The sequence below is a fragment of the Paenibacillus polymyxa genome (assembly GCF_001719045.1).
Lineage (GTDB): Bacteria > Bacillota > Bacilli > Paenibacillales > Paenibacillaceae > Paenibacillus > Paenibacillus polymyxa_B.
The window spans coordinates 3669594-3688762 of sequence record NZ_CP015423.1 but is presented as its reverse complement, the minus strand read 5'-3'; the positions used below and the strand labels follow the sequence as shown (position 1 = coordinate 3688762).

Sequence of the window (19169 nt, the reverse complement as noted above, 5' to 3'; positions counted from 1 at the left end):
TACGCAACGATAAAACAAGACGTCAAGAAATCAACCGGAGTTGAGTGGGCATGAAAAGATTGTTAAAATGAATTGATTCTAAAATACTCAATCTGTTCGTAGGAGTGTAAACGATGGATGTGCTGAAGTGGATCGTGCAATTGTTCGAAGAATACGGCTACGGCGTCCTTTTTTTCGGCTTGCTGCTTGAGTTTATTGCTTTACCATTTCCCGGGGAAACCACAATGGCTTATGCGGGATATCTCTCCTATGCCGGTACCTTGGATTTCGGTAAACTGGTGCTACTAGCTTTTCTGGGAACAACCCTCGGTATGACTATTACCTACTTTATTGGAAGATGGGCTGGACTCCCCTTTATTCAGAAATACGGTAAATGGGTTTTGTTATCGCCGGACAAGCTTCAGAAAACACAAAAATGGTTCCAACGATATGGATACTGGCTTATCTTCCTTGGATATTTTATCCCCGGTGTCAGGCATTTTACCGGTTATTTTGCCGGGATTATTGCTCTTTCTTTCCGTAAATTTGCCTTGTATGCTTACAGCGGCGCTTTATTCTGGGTCATCCTCTTTCTAAGCATCGGCAAGCTATTTGGTCCCCAATGGGATGCCATTTTCCATTTGGTAGAGCTGTATGCGCTGCGAATTGCGGGAGTCGTCGGGTTCATAATCCTGCTGTATATTATTTACCGGTGGAGAAGCTTCCTGTTTAGCTCGCTACGCAAATCCGAAAAATCGGTGAAAACCAGCAACAAGGATGACTTGAAGTAGTCAAACTCCTGCTGCCTTACGGCTACGAATCCTTGCATAATACATCGAAATCACGATAGATATCACCGCAAATCCCGCGCCTCCAACCAAACCCAACATACGCGGCTCCATCATTTCAATCGTCACCCCTGCTCCAAACATAGACAGTCCGATGATACCTTGGCTCCACGCCGTCAGCATGCCCAACAATGGACCCTGTAAATACAATGGGGTCTCCCGCATTAATAATGTATCCAGACAAATGGCCCCTACCCCGCCAGCCAACGAAATTAAGAAGTAAATAGCAACCGCCGCCCATGCTTGATAAATACCGCTTAATCCCATAAGTAAAATCCCCTCCAACAAAAGGCATACCAGTCCTCCCTTCAACAAAGAACCACTGAATAAATGTCCTATTGCATAGCTGGCAACCAGACCCGCGCCCAAAGCGGCGTAAAACAATCCGATTCCGGCATCTCCCAGCCTGAATTCCTGCACTGCATATACACTAATCAGAACATTATCAATGCCATTGAGCATGGGAACCAGCAACTCAAATGCAACAACAACTTGGAGAGGAACGGATGCACGAATACAGTCCAACATTCGCGATCTGCTCCGGTTTGGATGATCCTCCCTGCTTATTTTCTCCTTCATGACAGGTGGAAATGCAATATTGCGAACGATCAAACCTGCGGCAAAAAAACTTGCTGCGTTCAATATAAATGCAGCTTGTGGTCCAAAGAGAGCAGATATGATGCCTCCGGCAGCAGCACCAACGACCAGCACCAGCCCGCTCATCACCTGCTCAAGACTGTTCACCTTCAATAATTCGGAGGGATGAACAAGCAGCGGAATGGATGATTTACGAGCAGGAGCATACAAAGCTTCTCCGCAGGCTAGCAGGGTACTGACTCCATAAATGATCCAAATGTCCTCAGGACTATGAACACTTAAAAAGGCAAGGGCTGCCAAGCCTCTGAAAAGATCCGTGGTCATCATAAGCATACGCCGGGATATGCGGGTAATAAGCACGCCCGCCGCAGGTGACAGGACTAAAAAAGGAATCACCCGCAATCCCAGCATGATACCCACACTGAATCCCGATCCGGTAAGCCGATAAATTAAAGCCAACAAAGCGATCTGACAGAATCGGTCTCCCATTCCGTTAATGATACCTGCGGCAAATAACTTCCTGTATTGCCTATCTACCATTTTAAATCAACTCCGATACTTAGGATTCATTTATTATACATAAATCTAATTAGTTATTTATCTAATTTATAAAAATCGCTCTATAATCGTCAAGGCATAAATTCATATATTCAGAGCATACTAAGCCAACAAACTCCAATATCGGAGGATTTTACGTATGCCAAATCAGAATAAAAGTTGTCCACTTACTCATGTGTCCTCTAACTTGAGGGATAATGTAAACCATATTGAAAGCTCCTTTGGAAACAGCGGAGATGTAATCATTAAAGAGCTATTATGGATGCAAAAATGGCCAGCAGCTTTGTTTTATATCGATGGTCTGATTAACACTCAATTGCTCCATGATTCCGTTCTGCGTTCATTAATGCGGGTAAACGAGCATCATGTACCGGAGGGTGCGGAACCGTTTGACTATTTAAAGGATCAAGTTTTGATTGCAGGTAACTCAGGTAGTGTGGACGAAATGGATGCCTTATTCAACCAGATGCTATCTGGCGGTATTATCATTTTGCTGGACGGATACGCAAAGGGCATATGGATTGATGCGGTCGGTTGGGAGGATCGCAGTGTAAGCGAACCCCAATCCCAAAGTGTCGTACGGGGTCCAATGGAGGCTTTTACCGAAAATTTGCGTACCAATACTGCCCTAATTCGTAGGCGAATCCGCGATCCGCGTCTCTGGATGGAAACAAGACAGATCGGTCAAGTGACTCATACCAATGTGGCCGTGATGTATGTCAAAGGGATTGCTGACGAAGGAGTTATTCAGGAACTGAGAGAACGTCTCGACCGAATTGATATTGACGGGATTTTGGAAGGGGGTTACATCGAGGAGGAAATTCAGGATGAAACCTTCACCCCGTTTCCCACCATTTATAACAGCGAGCGCCCGGATTCGGTCGCTGCCAGCCTACTGGAGGGCCGAATCGCTATCTTGGTGGACGGGACCCCCTTTGTACTGTTGATACCCGCATTGTTCGTTCAATTTTTCCAGTCGGCGGAGGACTATTACCAGCGTGCTGACATCAGCACTTTGCTGCGTTTGCTGCGTTTCTTTTCCTTTTTTATCGCTTTGCTTGCACCAGCAGTTTATATTGCGGTAACTACCTTTCATCAAGAGATGATTCCTACAAACTTATTGGTCAGTCTCGCAGCACAAAGGGAAGGCGTGCCGTTTCCAGCCTTTATCGAGGCGATGCTCATGGAAATTACTTATGAAATTTTGCGTGAAGCAGGAGTCAGAATTCCGAGGACAGTCGGACAGGCTGTATCTATTGTAGGGACACTGGTTATTGGGCAAGCAGCCGTGGATGCGGGGGTTGTCTCGGCGGCTATGGTCATTATCGTGTCAATCACCGCCATCTCCAGCTATGTTATTCCAGAAAACGGCCTGTCGATAGCGGTTCGTATTATACGCTTCGCCTTAATGATGCTAGCCGCAGCCTTCGGGCTTCTTGGAATATTGATGGGTTTAATCGTGCTTTTACTGCACTTAACCAGTCTGCGATCGTTTGGAGTATCTTATATGAGCCCGTTTGGTCCCTATGTGGAAAGCGATATGAAAGATACGCTGTTTCGCCTACCTTGGCCTCGCATGACGACACGGCCTCAATCCATTTCTATCCAAAATACGATCCGCCAAAAAACGAAAAAAAGACGGATTGGCAATAAATCAAAAACCAGAAGGGATCAACCATGAAGCAGACCATACATTTGCTCATCGTCTGGGGGCTGATTGCTTTACTATTGGGTGGTTGCTGGGATCGCAAAGAATTAAACGAGCTGGGCATCGCTATTGGGATCGGAGTGGATATGGAAGGTGACCAGTATCAGGTGACGGCTCAGGTGGTTATTCCTTCGGCAGTAGCTTCCAAATCTTCACCAAGTGCAGGCTCGCCCGTCGTTACTTATGAGGCCACTGCGCCCACAATTCAAGAGGCTATTCAAAAAATGACGGATACAAGCCCGCGAATCATCTATTTATCTCATATTCGTATGCTGATTTTAGGTGAAGAGTACGCGAGAAGAGGAATTTCTGATGCGATTGAAGCCTTGATGCGAGAGCCTTTTACTAGAAGTGACTTTTATATTGCGATAGCCAAAGATAACAAGGCTTCCACGATGTTAAAGATCCCCACTCCACTTGAAAAGTTACCGGCCAATAAAATGTTTGCTTCATTGGATACGTTAACCAAAACATGGGCTCCTGCCACCAAAGTAACCATGGATCAATTGCTGAGCGACTTGGCTAATCCTGACATCCAGTCCACTCTGCCCGCATTGGAAGCTTTGGGAGATATAGAAGCGTCTAATGAAAAAGGTATAGATGACACCAAAAGCATATCTCCTGGAACCATACTGAGGTTCTCCGGTATCGGTGTCTTAAAAAAAGACCGCTTGCTGGGCTGGATCAATGAACAAGACAGCAAAGGGTTCAATTACATTCGGAATACAGTGGAATCAACTACAGGACACGTCGACTGTCAGGGAGGAGGGAATATCGCCTTATTAACCTTGAACAGCGAAACCAAAAAAAAAGTGATTGTTCGCGATGGAGAACCTGTTATCTCCATATCCGTTACCAACGACAGCACTGTACGAGAGGTCAATTGTAAGCATATGAAGTTAAGCAGTATGGCTGATATTAAAGAAATTGAGGCCGCAAGCAATGAAAAAATCGTTGAAATTTTGAAGCATTCCGTAGAGACTGTTCGTCGTGAGTTTAAATCAGACATTTTCGGCTTTGGTCAGCTGATCCACCAGTCCAAACCAGAGCTTTGGAAAAGACTAAAAGAAGAAAAAGAAAATCCATTTATGGACTTACAGATTGAATATAAGGCAAAGACGACGATCAAAAAAATTGGTTCTTTGTTTGAATCGTTCCAAAAAGAAATGAAGGAGTGAGCTGGGTGGAGGAGAAAGGGCGTATTAGCATACCAAATATAGCCGTACTCGTATTTTTGAGTATTATCGGAGACTGCGTACTGGTGTATCCCTCCCTCATTACAGCCATATCCAAGCAAGATGCCTGGATCAGCTCATTTCTAAGCATCCCCGCAGGACTAGCTGTACTGCTGCTGCTCCTGCGGGTACACCAGCTATACCCTGAACTTACCTTTATTCAGCTCTGCCAGCGAATTTTGGGTCCGTGGCTAGGCGCCCTCATCTCAATATGGTATTTGTTCCATTTAATGATGAATTCAGCGATTTATTTAAGAGAAGTTGGAGATTTTATGAACAGCCAGACCTATGTGATGACACCTCTTCCCGTTATCAATTTACTCTTAATCCTTGTGCTGATGTGGGGGATGTATATGGGATTGGAGCCTATTGCCCGTACGGCTCAAATCTTATTTCCATTGTGCTTGGCTTTCGCTTTGTTTTTAATCCTGTGCTTGCTTCCCCAATGTGAAAGTCAGCAGCTTAAGCCTATTATGGAGCAAGGTATTCCTAAGATTATGGAAGGCAGCCTATTTGCGCTCTCCTACCCCTTCGGAGAATTAGCTTTTTTACTTATGATTTTCCCCTATGTAAGCAAAAAACCGGGTCTAAAAAAATCGGTTTTACTAGCCGGCCTTACTGCCAGCGTTCTGTTAAGCGTGCTACTCCTGGTTTCTCTCATGGTTCTGGGCCCTTTTGTAACCGAACACAGCGTGTATACCTCTTATACGCTATCTAAAAAAATTAACATAGGGAACTTCTTACAGAGGGTTGAATCCCTGATGAGCACAGCCTGGATTATCACTACTTTTGTTAAAACCATCTTACACTTCTATGCCTTTACCTTAGGAATGACTCAGCTACTGCGATTAGACAATGTACGGACTTTTCTGGGCCCTAGCTTTATGATCCTATTTGGTCTGATTATCGTGTCGGCACCCAACATTACTTATTATCTGGATACGATCGTTCACGCCTGGATTTATTGGGATTTGACTGATTCCGTGGTCCTTCCTTTGCTGCTGCTTGTCGTATACAAGTTTAGATCGAAAGGCCGTCACAGCCTGGGACCTGGTTGACCCTCACCCTTAACGGAAGGAGCCTTAACATGCTGATCACCATTGTCATTATCTGTATCGGTCTAGCCATTGCTGCCAAAGATTTACCAGGCTTGTACCGAAAGCATCGCTTTAAGGATATGTTCGTGTATATCATTATGCTCGGATTAGGCACATGGCTTAGTGTCCTTGCGGCCAAATCAGAGGTTACGCCAAGCCCGCTGGTTCTGATTGAAACCATCTATAACCCTGTTAACGCTTTTGTGTCAAATATATTTGGTTTTTAGAAAAGGAGGCAGCCACATGTTAAAAAAAGCACGTATTAGCGTTCGGCAAGTGACTGTCCTGATGTTCCTGAGTTTAATCGGGGATATGCTCTTAATCTATCCGACTATCATTACACATATTGCTCAGCAGGATGCCTGGATCAGCTCTATATTATCTATCCCGTTGGGCTTAGTTATCATTTATGTACTTATTCGCGTTCATGAGCTCTACCCGAATCTTTCGCTTATTGAAGCCATCCGCAAAATTTTGGGACCTGTGTTCGGATCTATTGTTTCCTGCTGGTATCTGTTTTATTTTTTTATGGGTACCGCCCTTAATGCGAGAGAGGTAGGAGATTTTCTGAGTACACAATTATTTGAAGAAACCCCTTTGAGCGTTCTACTGGCGATGGAAGTTTCACTACTGGTGCTTACTGCGCTAGCGGGAATTGAAGCCTTTAGTCGGGTTAGCGAGATTTTGCTACCTGTGTATGTACTCATCTTCTGTGGTCTGATCTTGGCACTCCTGCCACAAATTCAGCTTTCTAATGTACGGCCTGTTTTGGAAAACGGGCTCGCTCCTGTTGCTAAAGGGATGGTTCCAGGCGCGGGAATGCCTTTTGCCAGCATGTCTATCATGCTCATGGTATTTCCTTTTGTAAACAAAAGAGGCCACTTTAAAAGAGATATGCTGCTGGCGTCGCTCATAGGCGGAGTGCTGATTACCCTCTTTTTACTGCTCTCCCTCCTTATCATTGGGCCCTTTGTGACCAACTACAGTCCATACATTTCTTCTGCACTTACAACAAAAATCAATGAACTGAATTATATTACACGCATTGAGTCGCTTGTCTCATTAACCTGGGCACTGGCCGCTTTTTTCAAGGGAGTCATTTTCTTTTACGCGTTTACCTTCGGAACAACCCAACTATTCCGAATTTCTAATATCCGTCCCTTTGTCATCCCCGCAGGAGGGCTTGTGTTTGGCATGACCATTTCGATAACCCCAAATGTGTTTTATTATGTAAGAACTCTGGTTTATCCCATGTCTACTTGGCATTATACCAACGGCTTGATCATTCCGCTTGTTTTATGGGGTGTTTATCTCTGTAAGCAAAAGTGGAAGCATCGACAAAAATCATCCAAAAATTAACAAAAACCTTTTGAAACCGATGCTTAAAAAAGCATGCTCCGATTTCAAAAGGTTTTCTTGTATTCTTCACTTACGCCTTATCCTGAATGTAAGCCAGCGCAGCATCGATATGCCCTTTCACTCTTAAACCACGCCATTCATGAACTAAAATGCCATTTTCATCAATAAGGAACGTAGACCGAACAATACCCATGTACTGCTTGCCGTACATCTGTTTTTGCTGCCATACACCATACGTCTCAGCGACCTGATGCTCTTCATCAGATAACAACTGAAAAGGGAGTCCGTACTTTGCAATAAACTTGTCATGCTGCTTGAGTGGATCTGGGCTTATCCCCAAAATCACCGTGTTCAAGCCTTCAAACTCCGTATGTTTATCCCGAAAATCACAAGCCTGGGTCGAGCAGCTAGAGGTCAAATCCTTGGGATAGAAATACAGCAATACCCTACTGCCTCGATAATCAGACAGCTTGACACGCTTTCCTTCACTCCCAGGCAATTCAAAATCAGGTGCCTCTTGCTCAATAACGGTAAATACAGCGGACATTTCATCATCTCCTATCTTGTGGGGGGCTTATGTGAACTGACCTATGAGCCTGCCCCTCTGTAGCGGCGAATTCCCCAGTTCCATGCCAGTAAGCCCAAGGTCAGAAAGACAATCCCCATCACAGGAGTTAAGAGAGCCATATGGCGCATGTCCTCTCGGTGGAGGAATAGGGAGGCTGGATATACACCAACAAAAGCAAAAGGTAGTATCCAAGTCAGCACAACCTGAATGGCTCGGTTATAGATCGTCACTGGATAACGTCCGTAGCCCTGAATATTGTACATGAGCGGAATAATTCCAGTGGGCGCATCCGAAAAGAATGAAAGAGAAGTCAATATGGTGTAAATGCCTGTATAGATTGCCACGGCACTTAGGCTCAAAACGATCAGCGCTGGTACGAACCACCACTCCATAGCCAAGTCCATCTGTGCCCCGCTGATCCCCATAATAATCAGACCAATCACTGAGCCCACCAGCGCTGGCGGGTCTACATTTTCAAGGAAAATCTGGAACAGATTATATGCAGGACGAGTCATTACCCGATCGAGCTCACCTTTCACAATATAACGTTCGCTAAAGTTCCAAAGGTTGACGAAACAGCTGAATAGTCCGTAAGGAACCATGAAAAATCCATAAACGAACACGACTTCATTTTCACTCCAGCCCCCCAAACTGTCCGTATGCATAAAAATAACCAGGATAAAAATAAGATTCGTGGCCTGAAACAGCAGGTCTGAAATCACTTCTACCCAAAAGTCAGCCCGATAGGTGAGCCGTGACTTCATGTAATTTTTCAAATATTCGCTAATGAGACCCAAATAGTACATCATCGGCTTACCCTCCCTGCACGAACAGACGTCTGCGCGCCAGTCGCCAAATGATGATCATCGGCACGAGCAGAACGACCAGCCAAATGATTTGGATACCCAGTACATTCCAGATGCCCACGCCTTTTACACGTCCCGTAAATACAGAACCCGGCAAATAGGTAATCGCCTGAAACGGCATCCATTGGGCGATCGTCGCCAGCCAGCCGGGAAACAAACTGATTGGCAAAATCAACCCAGAAAACAGATCTACAACTACGCGCTTCATACGCATCATGCCCTCATTATTTTCGATAAAAAAGGCCGTTAATCCCGTAATAATATTAATCTGAGTGTTGATCATAAAGCTAAAAAACAGCATGACCAGAAAACCAACCCAGGCTACCGGATCCGTGGGAAGCTTTACCGGAAATAACAGCATCGCAATCGCCATGCCTGGAATCATAAACAGCAGAAAACGGAACATTCCCTCGCCGAGTCCTTGCATAAATTTAACAAGTACATAGTTATAAGGTCGGATCATCTGAATTGCAATGCTTCCATCACGTATATCCGTCGAAATCTCACGATCCAGATTGTTAAAATAAAAGGCTCTCGCCATCCACGATACTGCTACATACGTCGTCATCTGAGCAGCGGTAAAGCCTCCAATGCTACCCGCATCGCCATATATCGCTTTGTATGTGAAATAATACACGCCAATATTCATGCAATAAATAAGGATTCCTGAATAATAGTTCACACGATACGCAAGCATCGTGAGAAATCGGATACGAATAAAATCGGTGTATACGCTAAGCATGAACTTTGGCCTCCACTATCGGATTGCCCTGGCGTTCAGCCGAACCAGACTGATAGATACTGCGGACGATATCATCCGTGTTGGTTTCAATGATTTTGATATCCGTAATGTCCGTGCGACCGACTACGCAAGCGAGCACATCCGATACATTAATATGAAGAGGAATCCAAACTTTGGCAGCCAAATCATTATCCATCGTCCAAGCCAGTGGCATATCAGCAGTCCATGCCTGTAATTGCTCCAATTGGGTCGATGTGCCAAACTGGAACCGTACTTCTCGACCTGTCCCCCAACGCGCCTTCAGATCCTCCAGACCACCATCATAAATGATATTTCCATCATCCAGCATAATGACGCGCGAGCACAGCGCTTCAATATCCTGCAAATCATGGGTTGTCAGCAAAATAGTCGTACCGTAATCCCGGTTCATGTCCTTCAGAAACTCGCGAATTTCGGACTTCACCATAATATCAAGCCCAATGGTGGGCTCGTCCAGAAAAACAATAGACGGATTGTGCAGCAAAGCTGCTACCAACTCACAGCGCATCCGTTGCCCGAGACTAAGCTTGCGTACCGGGCGGCTTAGCAGATCCTGCAATTGCAGTCTCTCCACCAGCTCATCCAGCCTGCGTTTGAAGTCCGTAGCCGGAACCTGATATACTTTCCGCAGTAGTTGAAAAGACTCGATCACACCGATGTCCCACCAAAGCTGGCTGCGCTGACCGAAAACAACACCAATGTTGCCTACAAATTTCTCGCGCTCCTCATAGGGGACATAACCGCCCACCTTGAGATGTCCCGATGTCGGCACGAGAATACCTGTCAGCATCTTAATCGTGGTGGACTTTCCAGCGCCGTTTTCACCGATATAACCGCATATTTCTCCTTGCGGAATACGGAAAGATATATCTTTGACTGCGGCTACCTCGTTGTATTCGCGGGCGAATAAATCAAGGAAGGCACCCTTTAAGCCCTCGCGATTTTTTTGAACCTTAAATGTTTTGCGCAGATCCTGCACATCAATTGCCAGCATGTTATACCTCTCAATCAGGATTTGTAAAATCCATAGTTAAATTGATTGTGCTCCAAAAAGAAATTATAATGTAATGAACTGAAAAGCGAAAGGGAGAGCATCCATGACAAGCAGAACCAAAAGGACGATATGGTCGGTTCTAGCCGTGGTAATCGTCGCGATTGTCGGCTTTGCCGTGTACTATTTTACATCCATTTATAATCAGCTGGATAATCTGCATAAAGAGGGCGCTAACTCCCCCTTCAAAAATGTAAAGCAGGTCGATCAGGTTCGCACGCCAGAACCGCCCAAGTGGGAAGGTACCGATATGGTTAACATTTTACTGATGGGTGTCGATGGGCGCGGTATCCAGAAAGGGGAAGTCCCCCGATCAGACAGCATGATGGTTGTATCACTGGACCCCGTTAAGAAAAAAATCCACCTGTTCTCTATTTTGCGTGATACGTACGTGGATATTCCCGGCTATGGAAAAAATCGAATTAACACTGCCATTACTCACGGACCCAACACGGCCATGAAGACGGCTGGCGATCTGTTAGGCATCCCGGTGCAATATTATGTGTACACGGATTTCCAGGGCTTTATCAAACTGGTGGATGCCGTAGGCGGGATTGATTTTGAAGTGGAAAAGGATATGCATTATACAAGTAATGCGGATAAACATCAGTACGATATTGATTTGAAAAAGGGCATGCAGCATCTAGATGGCAACACGGCGCTTCAATATGTGCGGTTCCGCCACGATGCAATGTCCGACTTCTCCCGATCAGGACGACAACGGGCATTCTTGGAAGCCGTAGCCCAGAAAATGCAAACCACGACTTCCATCGCTAACTTGCCGAATATTTTAGAGCAGGTTAACCCGTACATCGACACGAATCTCAGTGTTAACGATATGTGGAAGCTGGCAAATGTGGGGTACCAAAGCAACTTTGCAGGCAGCGAACAGGTTCCACCGATGAAGATGCTCGGAGAAGAGAATGTGGGCGGCGCAGCAGTTCTTACTGTCCGCGATCCGGAAGAACTGAAAACGTATGTGCAGGATATATTTAATAATCCACCCACACAAACACAGGAACAAAACAAGGATCAGAACGAAACGAAACAGCCAGACAGTGCATCGTCTACCAAGAAGGATAAAGCTTCTTTTACAGGGGGCAGTAAAACCAGTAATGAGGATGCTTCCACACAATCAACAACAAAGACAGGTCAAAAAGAGCTATAATGATGTATGCAGGGGCAGCCGTGAACGCTGCCCTTTGGCGTGTGTATACCCTATTTTAATGAACGGAAAGGAAGTTTTTGATGATGAAACGGGAAAACTCCGAAGCACTATATAAAGAAGCCCTGGAGCATATTGTCGGGGGCGTTAACAGCCCTTCACGCTCCTTTAAAGCTGTGGGCGGCGGCGCTCCAGTATTCATGAAACGCGCTAAAGGTGCTCATTTCTGGGATGAGGATGATAATCGATATATCGACTATTTGGCGGCTTATGGCCCTATTATTACTGGGCATGCCCATCCCCATATTACTAAGGCCATCAGCGAAGCGGCCGCGAACGGCGTATTATACGGAACCTCAACGGTATTGGAAATCAAACTGGCGAAGATGCTGAAGGAAGCAATTCCTTCTATGGACAAGGTCCGGTTTGTGAATTCCGGCACAGAAGCAGTTATGACGACGATTCGTGTGGCACGAGCCTATACTGGGCGGAACAAGATCATCAAATTTGCCGGCTGCTACCACGGTCACTCAGATCTGGTACTTGTAGCCGCAGGCTCCGGTCCTTCCACGCTGGGCATACCTGACAGCGCAGGCATTACGACCAACATTGCGAGCGAGGTTATTACCGTGCCATTCAATGATCTCGACGCGTTGCGCCAAGCCTTGGAGCGTTGGAGCGACGATGTGGCGGCAGTCATGGTTGAGCCGATTGTCGGTAATTTCGGCATGGTCATGCCGCAGCCAGGCTATCTGGAAGGGCTCTGCTCGATGGCGCGTGCGAACGGCTCACTTGTCATTTATGACGAGGTCATTACCGCATTCCGATTCCACTTCGGTTCCACCCAAACGTATGCAGGTTTGGACAACCATGATGCGATTCAGCCAGATTTGACCGCTCTGGGCAAAATCATGGGTGGTGGTCTGCCGATTGGTGCCTACGGCGGCAGCAAGCACATCATGGAGCAGGTTGCCCCACTTGGCCCGGCTTATCAGGCGGGTACGATGGCCGGCAACCCGGCTTCCATCTCGTCAGGCATCGCCTGCCTTGAAGTCCTTCAAGGGGAAGGCGTGTACGAAGAGATGGAACGTCTGGCCGTGAGGCTGACGGACGGTATTCAATCCTCTGCTGAACGCTACGGCGTGCCATTGACGATCAATCGTATTCGTGGAGCGTTCTCGACGCATTTCTGTGATCATCCGATCACGAATTACGCGCAGGCGCAGGATACGGATAGCGAAGCATTCGCATCCTTCTTCCGTCACATGCTGGATCGCGGTATTCATCTGGCACCATCCAAGTACGAAGCCTGGTTCCTTACAACAGCGCATACCGACGAAGATGTGGATGCTACGCTGGAAGCGGCGGACGATTCGTTCCGGGCGATGTCACAAGGGAAGTAAACTAAGCAGTAAGTGATAGAATATGAATAGGATAAGAGCTGGAAGTAGTCTTAGGGATGGGTATCCGACCTCTGGGACTTCGTTCCGGCTTTTTTATTTGACAACTGTACCCGTACAGTTGCAGATTTTATGGATTGTATCAGATGATGCCATCCGGGTATATTGAGAGAACAACAGGTTAAGGTCATGATTACGGAGGTTTATTATGCACAGTCGTTCTAGAAATGGAGCCGCCTATCTGGCAGCTCTCAGCTATGCAGCTATACTTGGATTTTCATTTTTATTTGTAAAATTGACAGTCACTGAGGCAAGCCCGCTGGATGTGATTGCCCATCGCTTTGCGCTGTCATTTATCGCTTTGACCATTCCAGTGCTGCTCGGTTGGATTAAGCTCAACATCAAGTTACGTGACATTTTGCGCATTTTACCACTAGCACTGCTCTCCCCTTTAGTGTATTTTCCACTACAAGCCTTCGGGCTGATGAGCACTTCTTCATCGGAAGGTGGAATTATTCAAGCAACCGTTCCTATTTTTACGTTGCTGTTAGCTTCCTATTTTATTAAAGAGCGTACAACGGTAGTCCAAAAAATTTCCTTACTGCTCTCTGTCTTTGGCGTGGTTTTTATATTTGTGATGAAAAGCGGAGCACCGCTAGCGTCCAATAGCTATGGCGGTATTCTTCTGCTCGTGCTTTCTGCGATATGCCTATCCGGCTATAATGTGCTGGCACGACCCTTAACACAAAAGTACAACCCCATGGAATTGACCTACGTTACCTCTATTTTGGGATGTATCGTTTTTAACGTGGTGGCACTGGGATATCATGCTATAGACGGCTCCATGAGCGCCTATACCGCTCCACTGGTGAAGCCTGGTTATTGGATGGCACTGATTTATCTGGGCATTCTGTCTACCCTCGTCACCTCGCTGTTATCGAGCTTTGCCTTGAAGTGGATCGAAGCCTCCAAAATGAGTGTGATCGGCAATTTATCCACCCTCATTTCCATGATTGCCGGTGCTTACATTTTGAAGGAGCAGCTCGCCTACTATCACATTGTTGGGGCTGTGATGATCATTATCGGCGTGCTGGGTACCAATTTCGGAGGGCGAAAAAACTTCACGCCGATCAAAACAACTTCGGCAAAATCACAAAATACGGGCTAAAAATAAACACTACATTGCCTGCAAAAAAAGAAATCTCCCAGCTGCGCAATTCCAGCCGAGAGATTTCTTTTTTTCACTTCTTAGTCTTCTTTGGATTAAATAGGATACGCTATGACACTCATTAACGCCAATTCCGGCTGTGTCGTGTCCAATCTGCTATATTGTACGATGATGGGCACATCGCTAGTGACCGTAATTGCGTAAGGAATGCCTGTCGGAATCCGTTCGCCGGATTTCTCCAACGAGGCTGTTCGGATATGACGGGTTCGTCTTCCTTCCACTACCTCGATCAATCCCTCTAATGGCTCGCGGTCTTCAAAATAGATGTCTATACTTAGATTTGCCACACGGCTCCCACAATTCAGCACGCATATACTCTCATGACTGAGCAGCTCTCCCCGGCTTTCCGGTGGAATATACCCATCTGGGATGACCCAGAATAGGCTGCCTCGCGGCTGATTAGCCACCTTTTCCTGAGAACGTTCAGCATTTCCCATACTATTGGCCTCCTTTACCCATCATACTTTTTGGCGCTTATGCCCCTTCTTCTAGCCGTACGGATTCTCCTTGGTACGCAACAGTTGAGCCAGAAAAGCAAGCGCCAATCCCTGCCCCCACCCCTGAAGGCGTTTGTATGGCACATTTCGATAGCCGTCAATATCGTTCATCACAGCAGTTCCAGCGGATACACCCGTTACTGTGCCGTCGTCCTTAATGCGGGAAAGAATACCGTCGATCGCCTTTTGGGTGTATTTGTTAAACAATCTTCCTTGCATAAGCAAGGCAGTCGCAATTCCTGCCGAGCCCGACGTTTCCAGATAAGAGGTATCATCGTTCAGCACCGTATGCCACAGCCCTTCCGGGGATTGCAGCCGCACCAGCGCATTGAGCTGGTCACGCAGCGAGCCGTCGATGATCATATAAGATGGATGCTGCACCTCCACCAAATTAAGTGCTTTTGCCATCGTGAGGGCTGCCCATGAATTGCCGCGCGCCCAATATATTCCTGACATCCGGCTTTGATTCGCATGATCCCATCCGTGATAATACAGATTCGTATCCGGGTCCTGCAAAAATTCTTCATGCCCGTGATATTGACGAACCCCATCCTCCCAATACTCCTTGTTCCCTAGCAGATGACCGATACGAAGCAAATAATAACCGGCCATAAACATCGTATCCACCCATGCTTGCTGCGGAAATACATCATGAAGTGAGTTCACCGTATGCTGGAAAATGCCGTCGGCAAACCGCTCCGCTTTTTGGGCCAAAAATTCGGCCATCTCGATGGCAATATCAAGGTATTTTTGCTCACCTGTGGCCTGATAAAGCGTTAACAAACAGTGCCCGACAGAAACGCCGTTCACCGAGAGAGACGGAAGTCCGTCCTCAATATTTTCATCAACCCATTCTTTCAGCTTGGTCAAATACTTTTCGTTCCCTGTCGCTTCATACGCTTCGCATACTCCGTAAAAGGCGACTCCGCCCGGCCAATCCCAGCTGTAGTGCATTTGAAAGGTGCGTTCTACGACCCGGTCGATCACCTGCTTAACTTGTTTTTCATCAAAAATCAATGCAGGCATTTCCACGTCTCCCCCTTTGGTAAGTTTCACGTGAGTTACCTCCTTGACGCCGGTACATGAAAAGGTCGTCCTTCAACGTAAATACATGCGCAGCGGTTGCAAATCCAGTTCCTTCACAGCATCCACCACCATGTCTGCAATACGAACCGCGCCATTCTCATGAAAATGCGTGTTATCCTCTAAGCCGCTGGAAAAGTTCATGTATTCACCAGGCAGCAGCCACATAAAAAGCTCTTTACTCTCTTCGGGACCTAGCTGCTCATATAACTCCTGCGTGCGGGCAGACAAATCAATTAGCGGCGCATTCGCTTCTTCCGCCAGCTCACGAACCGCTGTTACATAGTCACCATGTGTGTCAGATAGCGTACCATCCTCGTTAAAATAGCGACGATGTACGGGCGTGACCAGTACCGGGGTTGCCCCATGGCTTCTTGCGCCGTCGATGTAGAGGCGAAGATGCTCCTTGTAGGTTGTAAAAGGCTCTGTAGCCCGCTCAGGATCAGGCTTCTGATCATTATGACCGAACTGGATGAACAGGAAATCTCCTGCCTTTATTTCGCCTAAAATGACATCCAGCCGTCCTTCGCCCACGAAGCTTTTGGAGCTTCGTCCCGATACGGCATGATTATCCACGCAGACATCATGCTTGAACAGGGCGGGCAAAGCCTGGCCCCAGCCAGTATACGGATAGCCGGATGCGTCCTGATCCGTAACCGTGGAATCTCCGGCTAGGAATAGCCGGAGGGTCTGTGGCGCTGGCGCAATCTCCAGCGCATTGAGCCGTGGCGCGGTGCCTGACACGGTGAGGCGTAGTTTGCCACCCCGGACAGGCACCGCAAATAGTGCTTCAGTGAACTGGCCCGGCAGCGTGTGTACTGGAGGCAGCATATGCTTACCTTCACCAGCCTTGAATCGCGTGATCGTTTCCGCCTGTGAATCGCCGACCAGTACGGTGACGAGATATATCCCGTCTGGAACATCTGCAACAAATGCAGCGTTCAGTGGAATACAAAAGCTGCTTCGTAGCCGCGTGCGTGCATCCTTGGCTGCACTCTGCCTTTTTCGACCGTACACATGCTCCGTAGCCTCGAAGCCATAGCCCTGTTCAGTTGTATATAAGCAATCCGGAGACACTCCCTTGTAGCCATCCGCAGGCTCTCCCGGACCAAAATCAAACTTCCACAATTTACTCACCTCTCAGCCATCGCCCTCAAATCCCGTCCATTCAATCGTACAAACCCGGATGCCTTCCATTTCCACTCGTAAGCTTCATATCCTCACGCTATGGATTTTGGATCTTACCCCTTCAAACCACTCGTACTCATTCCTTCTACAATTTGCTTCTGGAATGCGAAGAATACAGCGATAACTGGAAGCAGGCTTAGGATAGACATCGCGAACATTCCTCCCCAGTTGGAAGCCGACTCGCTGTCGAGGAACATCTTGAGTGCAATAGATACGGTATATTTCTCCGGCGAATTCAGATACAGTACCGGACCAAGCAAATCCTCCCACTTCCAGTAGAAAGAGAAGATTGCCGCTGTAGCCAACGACGATTTGAGTAAGGGTAAAATAATTCTGAAATACAGCCGGAACTTGCCGCATCCGTCAATCGTCGCCGCTTCATCCAACTCTGCTGGAATCGTCCGTATAAACTGCACCATCAGGAAGATGAAGAACGGCATCCCGAAAAAGGAGGGTACCACCAACGGTAAGATCGTATTGATCCAACCGAGCTTGGTGAAAATAATATATTGCGGTACCAGTACCACATCCCCTGGTAGCATAAGTGTCACCATCATCAAAGCAAACCACAAGTTACGCCCTTTGAATTTCAAGCGTGCGAAGCCAAATGCGATCAAAGAAGAGGAAAGCACAGCTCCAATCGTTGAAATCACCACAATCGTGAGCGAGTTTAGAATGTACGTGCCAAAGTTGTAGCCAGTTGTCCCTTTCCAGCCTGTTACATAGTTTTGCCAGATCCATTCAGTAGGGAAAAGCGAGGATGCCGTGACGAATATCGTCCGACTTTCTTTAAACGAGCTGAACAGCATCCAAAAAACGGGATACAGCATCAGGAGCGCCAGTGCAGCAACCAGTATGTGATAAATTGGCCATTTGACTGTTTTCCATGCCATCGGTATCAGCGCCCCTTTTCCGTTTCATAAAATACCCAGTATCTGGAGGTTATAAATAAAATCGCTGTCAGTATCCCAATCATAATGAGCATGACCCAAGCCATGGCTGCCGCATATCCCATGTTGCTGAACATAAATGCCTGCCGGAACAGATACAGTGAATGCAGCATCGTTCCATCCATCGGGCCTCCTTCGCCCTTAGAAATAACATAAGCCGGGACAAAGGTCATAAAAGCGCTGATCGTCTGCATAATCAGATTAAATAGAATAATGGGGCTAAGCAACGGTAGCGTAATACTGAAAAATTTTCGTACTGGCTTAGCGCCATCTACACTGGACGCCTCGTACAATTCAACAGGAATGTTCTTTAAACCTGCCAGAAAAATCAGCATGGAGGAGCCAAATTGCCATACGGACAGGGTGATCAGCATCGTAAGCGAAGCATCCGGATCACCAAACCATTTCACCGGAGTCGCCCCTAAGGTCGAAAGCAGGCTGTTCACTATGCCGTTATTACTGAAAATGTTCCGCCACATAATGGATACCGCAACGCTACCTCCGATAATCGACGGCAGATAGTACATTGTCCGATAGGTGCCGACCATGCGCGATTTGGTATTCAAAATCATAGCCACAAACAACGCGAAAATCAGTCGCAACGGTACTCCGACCAGCACATACGTAAACGTGACCCTGATCGAATTCCAGTATTTCGGGTCGCCTGTGAACATTTTTTCGAAGTTACCCAGACCAATCCATTTGGGCGGAGTGAACAGGTTGTAGGTGGTAAAGGACAGATACAGCGAAATAAACATTGGAATTAACGTAAACGCCAGAAAGCCCACAATAAACGGGCTGATAAACGCATATCCGGTCATATTGGCTTTCAAGCTCTGATGATTTCGCAAGCTCATCAAGCCTCCCTTCTGTTGCATTTAAAGAAATAGAAAAACTTTATGTTGTTAATAATTCGTTGTTATATGAATATTATTGTGATGTCTGCAAAGGGTGCTTATGCAGTTGGTTCGTCGAATCAACCGTGCGCAATCATGCTTTGGACTACGCACG

At 46.7% G+C, this 19169-nt stretch carries 19 protein-coding genes; 9 read left to right on the top strand and 10 right to left on the bottom strand.

Going from position 1 to position 19169, the window contains the following annotated elements; translation table 11 throughout:
• The first annotated feature begins 113 nt into the window (after positions 1–113).
• Positions 114–770, top strand: a complete 657-nt coding sequence (locus AOU00_RS16480; protein ID WP_061831556.1) for a DedA family protein — start codon at positions 114–116, stop codon at positions 768–770.
• On the opposite strand, the gene AOU00_RS16475 is transcribed toward AOU00_RS16480, so the two are convergent.
• Positions 771–1964, bottom strand: a complete 1194-nt coding sequence (locus AOU00_RS16475; protein ID WP_061831555.1) for an MFS transporter — start codon at positions 1962–1964, stop codon at positions 771–773.
• Positions 1965–2121: 157 nt separating this feature from the next.
• Here AOU00_RS16475 and AOU00_RS16470 point away from each other — a divergent pair, with 157 nt between their 5' ends.
• From AOU00_RS16470 to AOU00_RS16450, 5 genes are read left to right on the top strand one after another with little or no spacing between them, the layout of a single operon-like run.
• Positions 2122–3663, top strand: a complete 1542-nt coding sequence (locus AOU00_RS16470; protein WP_069291113.1) for a spore germination protein — start codon at positions 2122–2124, stop codon at positions 3661–3663.
• Positions 3660–4868, top strand: a complete 1209-nt coding sequence (locus AOU00_RS16465) for a Ger(x)C family spore germination protein (RefSeq protein WP_069291112.1) — start codon at positions 3660–3662, stop codon at positions 4866–4868. Before AOU00_RS16470 ends, AOU00_RS16465 begins: the two co-directional genes overlap by 4 nt.
• A 5-nt stretch (positions 4869–4873) precedes the next feature.
• Positions 4874–5983 (top strand): GerAB/ArcD/ProY family transporter, encoded by a 1110-nt coding sequence (locus AOU00_RS16460; RefSeq protein WP_069291111.1) that lies wholly within the window; start codon positions 4874–4876, stop codon positions 5981–5983.
• 29 nt (positions 5984–6012) lie between these two features.
• Positions 6013–6249, top strand: coding sequence for a hypothetical protein (locus AOU00_RS16455; protein WP_069291110.1), 237 nt, complete (start codon positions 6013–6015; stop codon positions 6247–6249).
• A 16-nt stretch (positions 6250–6265) separates the two neighbouring features.
• The gene (locus tag AOU00_RS16450; protein ID WP_069291109.1) at positions 6266–7381 is read left to right on the top strand and encodes a GerAB/ArcD/ProY family transporter; all 1116 of its coding nucleotides are present in this window, start codon (positions 6266–6268) and stop codon (positions 7379–7381) included.
• A 70-nt stretch (positions 7382–7451) separates the two neighbouring features.
• Here the strand turns inward: AOU00_RS16450 and bcp are convergent, their stop codons facing one another.
• From bcp to AOU00_RS16430, 4 genes are read right to left on the bottom strand one after another with little or no spacing between them, the layout of a single operon-like run.
• Positions 7452–7928, bottom strand: a complete 477-nt coding sequence (gene bcp / locus AOU00_RS16445; RefSeq protein WP_069291108.1) for a thioredoxin-dependent thiol peroxidase — start codon at positions 7926–7928, stop codon at positions 7452–7454.
• A gap of 41 nt (positions 7929–7969) precedes the next feature.
• Positions 7970–8758 (bottom strand): ABC transporter permease, encoded by a 789-nt coding sequence (locus AOU00_RS16440; protein ID WP_080710685.1) that lies wholly within the window; start codon positions 8756–8758, stop codon positions 7970–7972.
• Positions 8759–8762: 4 nt separating this feature from the next.
• Positions 8763–9557, bottom strand: a complete 795-nt coding sequence (locus tag AOU00_RS16435) for an ABC transporter permease (RefSeq protein ID WP_053324641.1) — start codon at positions 9555–9557, stop codon at positions 8763–8765.
• Positions 9550–10590 carry an ABC transporter ATP-binding protein gene (locus AOU00_RS16430; RefSeq protein ID WP_023987023.1) on the bottom strand — a complete coding sequence of 347 codons (1041 nt, stop codon included), beginning with the start codon at positions 10588–10590 and terminating at the stop codon, positions 9550–9552. Before AOU00_RS16430 ends, AOU00_RS16435 begins: the two co-directional genes overlap by 8 nt.
• A gap of 103 nt (positions 10591–10693) precedes the next feature.
• On the opposite strand from AOU00_RS16430, the gene AOU00_RS16425 reads away from it, so the two are divergent.
• The 3 genes from AOU00_RS16425 to AOU00_RS16415 all read left to right on the top strand — a co-directional run bounded on the left by AOU00_RS16425 (position 10694) and on the right by AOU00_RS16415 (position 14380).
• Positions 10694–11815 carry an LCP family protein gene (locus AOU00_RS16425; protein ID WP_069291107.1) on the top strand — a complete coding sequence of 374 codons (1122 nt, stop codon included), beginning with the start codon at positions 10694–10696 and terminating at the stop codon, positions 11813–11815.
• An 83-nt stretch (positions 11816–11898) separates the two neighbouring features.
• Positions 11899–13215: a glutamate-1-semialdehyde 2,1-aminomutase gene (locus tag AOU00_RS16420; protein WP_269465967.1), complete on the top strand. Its 1317-nt coding sequence runs from the start codon at positions 11899–11901 to the stop codon at positions 13213–13215.
• 205 nt (positions 13216–13420) lie between these two features.
• Positions 13421–14380: a DMT family transporter gene (locus AOU00_RS16415; protein WP_069291105.1), complete on the top strand. Its 960-nt coding sequence runs from the start codon at positions 13421–13423 to the stop codon at positions 14378–14380.
• Positions 14381–14475: 95 nt separating this feature from the next.
• Here AOU00_RS16415 and AOU00_RS16410 read toward each other — a convergent pair whose 3' ends face one another.
• The 5 genes from AOU00_RS16410 to AOU00_RS16390 form a co-directional block, all read right to left on the bottom strand.
• Positions 14476–14877 (bottom strand): sensory rhodopsin transducer, encoded by a 402-nt coding sequence (locus tag AOU00_RS16410; RefSeq protein ID WP_069291104.1) that lies wholly within the window; start codon positions 14875–14877, stop codon positions 14476–14478.
• 51 nt (positions 14878–14928) lie between these two features.
• Positions 14929–15963 (bottom strand): glycoside hydrolase family 88/105 protein, encoded by a 1035-nt coding sequence (locus AOU00_RS16405; protein WP_069292064.1) that lies wholly within the window; start codon positions 15961–15963, stop codon positions 14929–14931.
• Positions 15964–16035: 72 nt separating this feature from the next.
• On the bottom strand, positions 16036–17148 hold the full coding sequence (locus tag AOU00_RS16400; protein ID WP_061831546.1) for a rhamnogalacturonan acetylesterase: 1113 nt from the start codon (positions 17146–17148) through the stop codon (positions 16036–16038).
• Positions 17149–17261: 113 nt separating this feature from the next.
• Positions 17262–18101: a carbohydrate ABC transporter permease gene (locus tag AOU00_RS16395; protein ID WP_023987016.1), complete on the bottom strand. Its 840-nt coding sequence runs from the start codon at positions 18099–18101 to the stop codon at positions 17262–17264.
• Positions 18102–18106: 5 nt separating this feature from the next.
• On the bottom strand, positions 18107–19015 hold the full coding sequence (locus tag AOU00_RS16390) for a carbohydrate ABC transporter permease (RefSeq protein ID WP_023987015.1): 909 nt from the start codon (positions 19013–19015) through the stop codon (positions 18107–18109).
• Positions 19016–19169 lie beyond the last annotated feature (154 nt).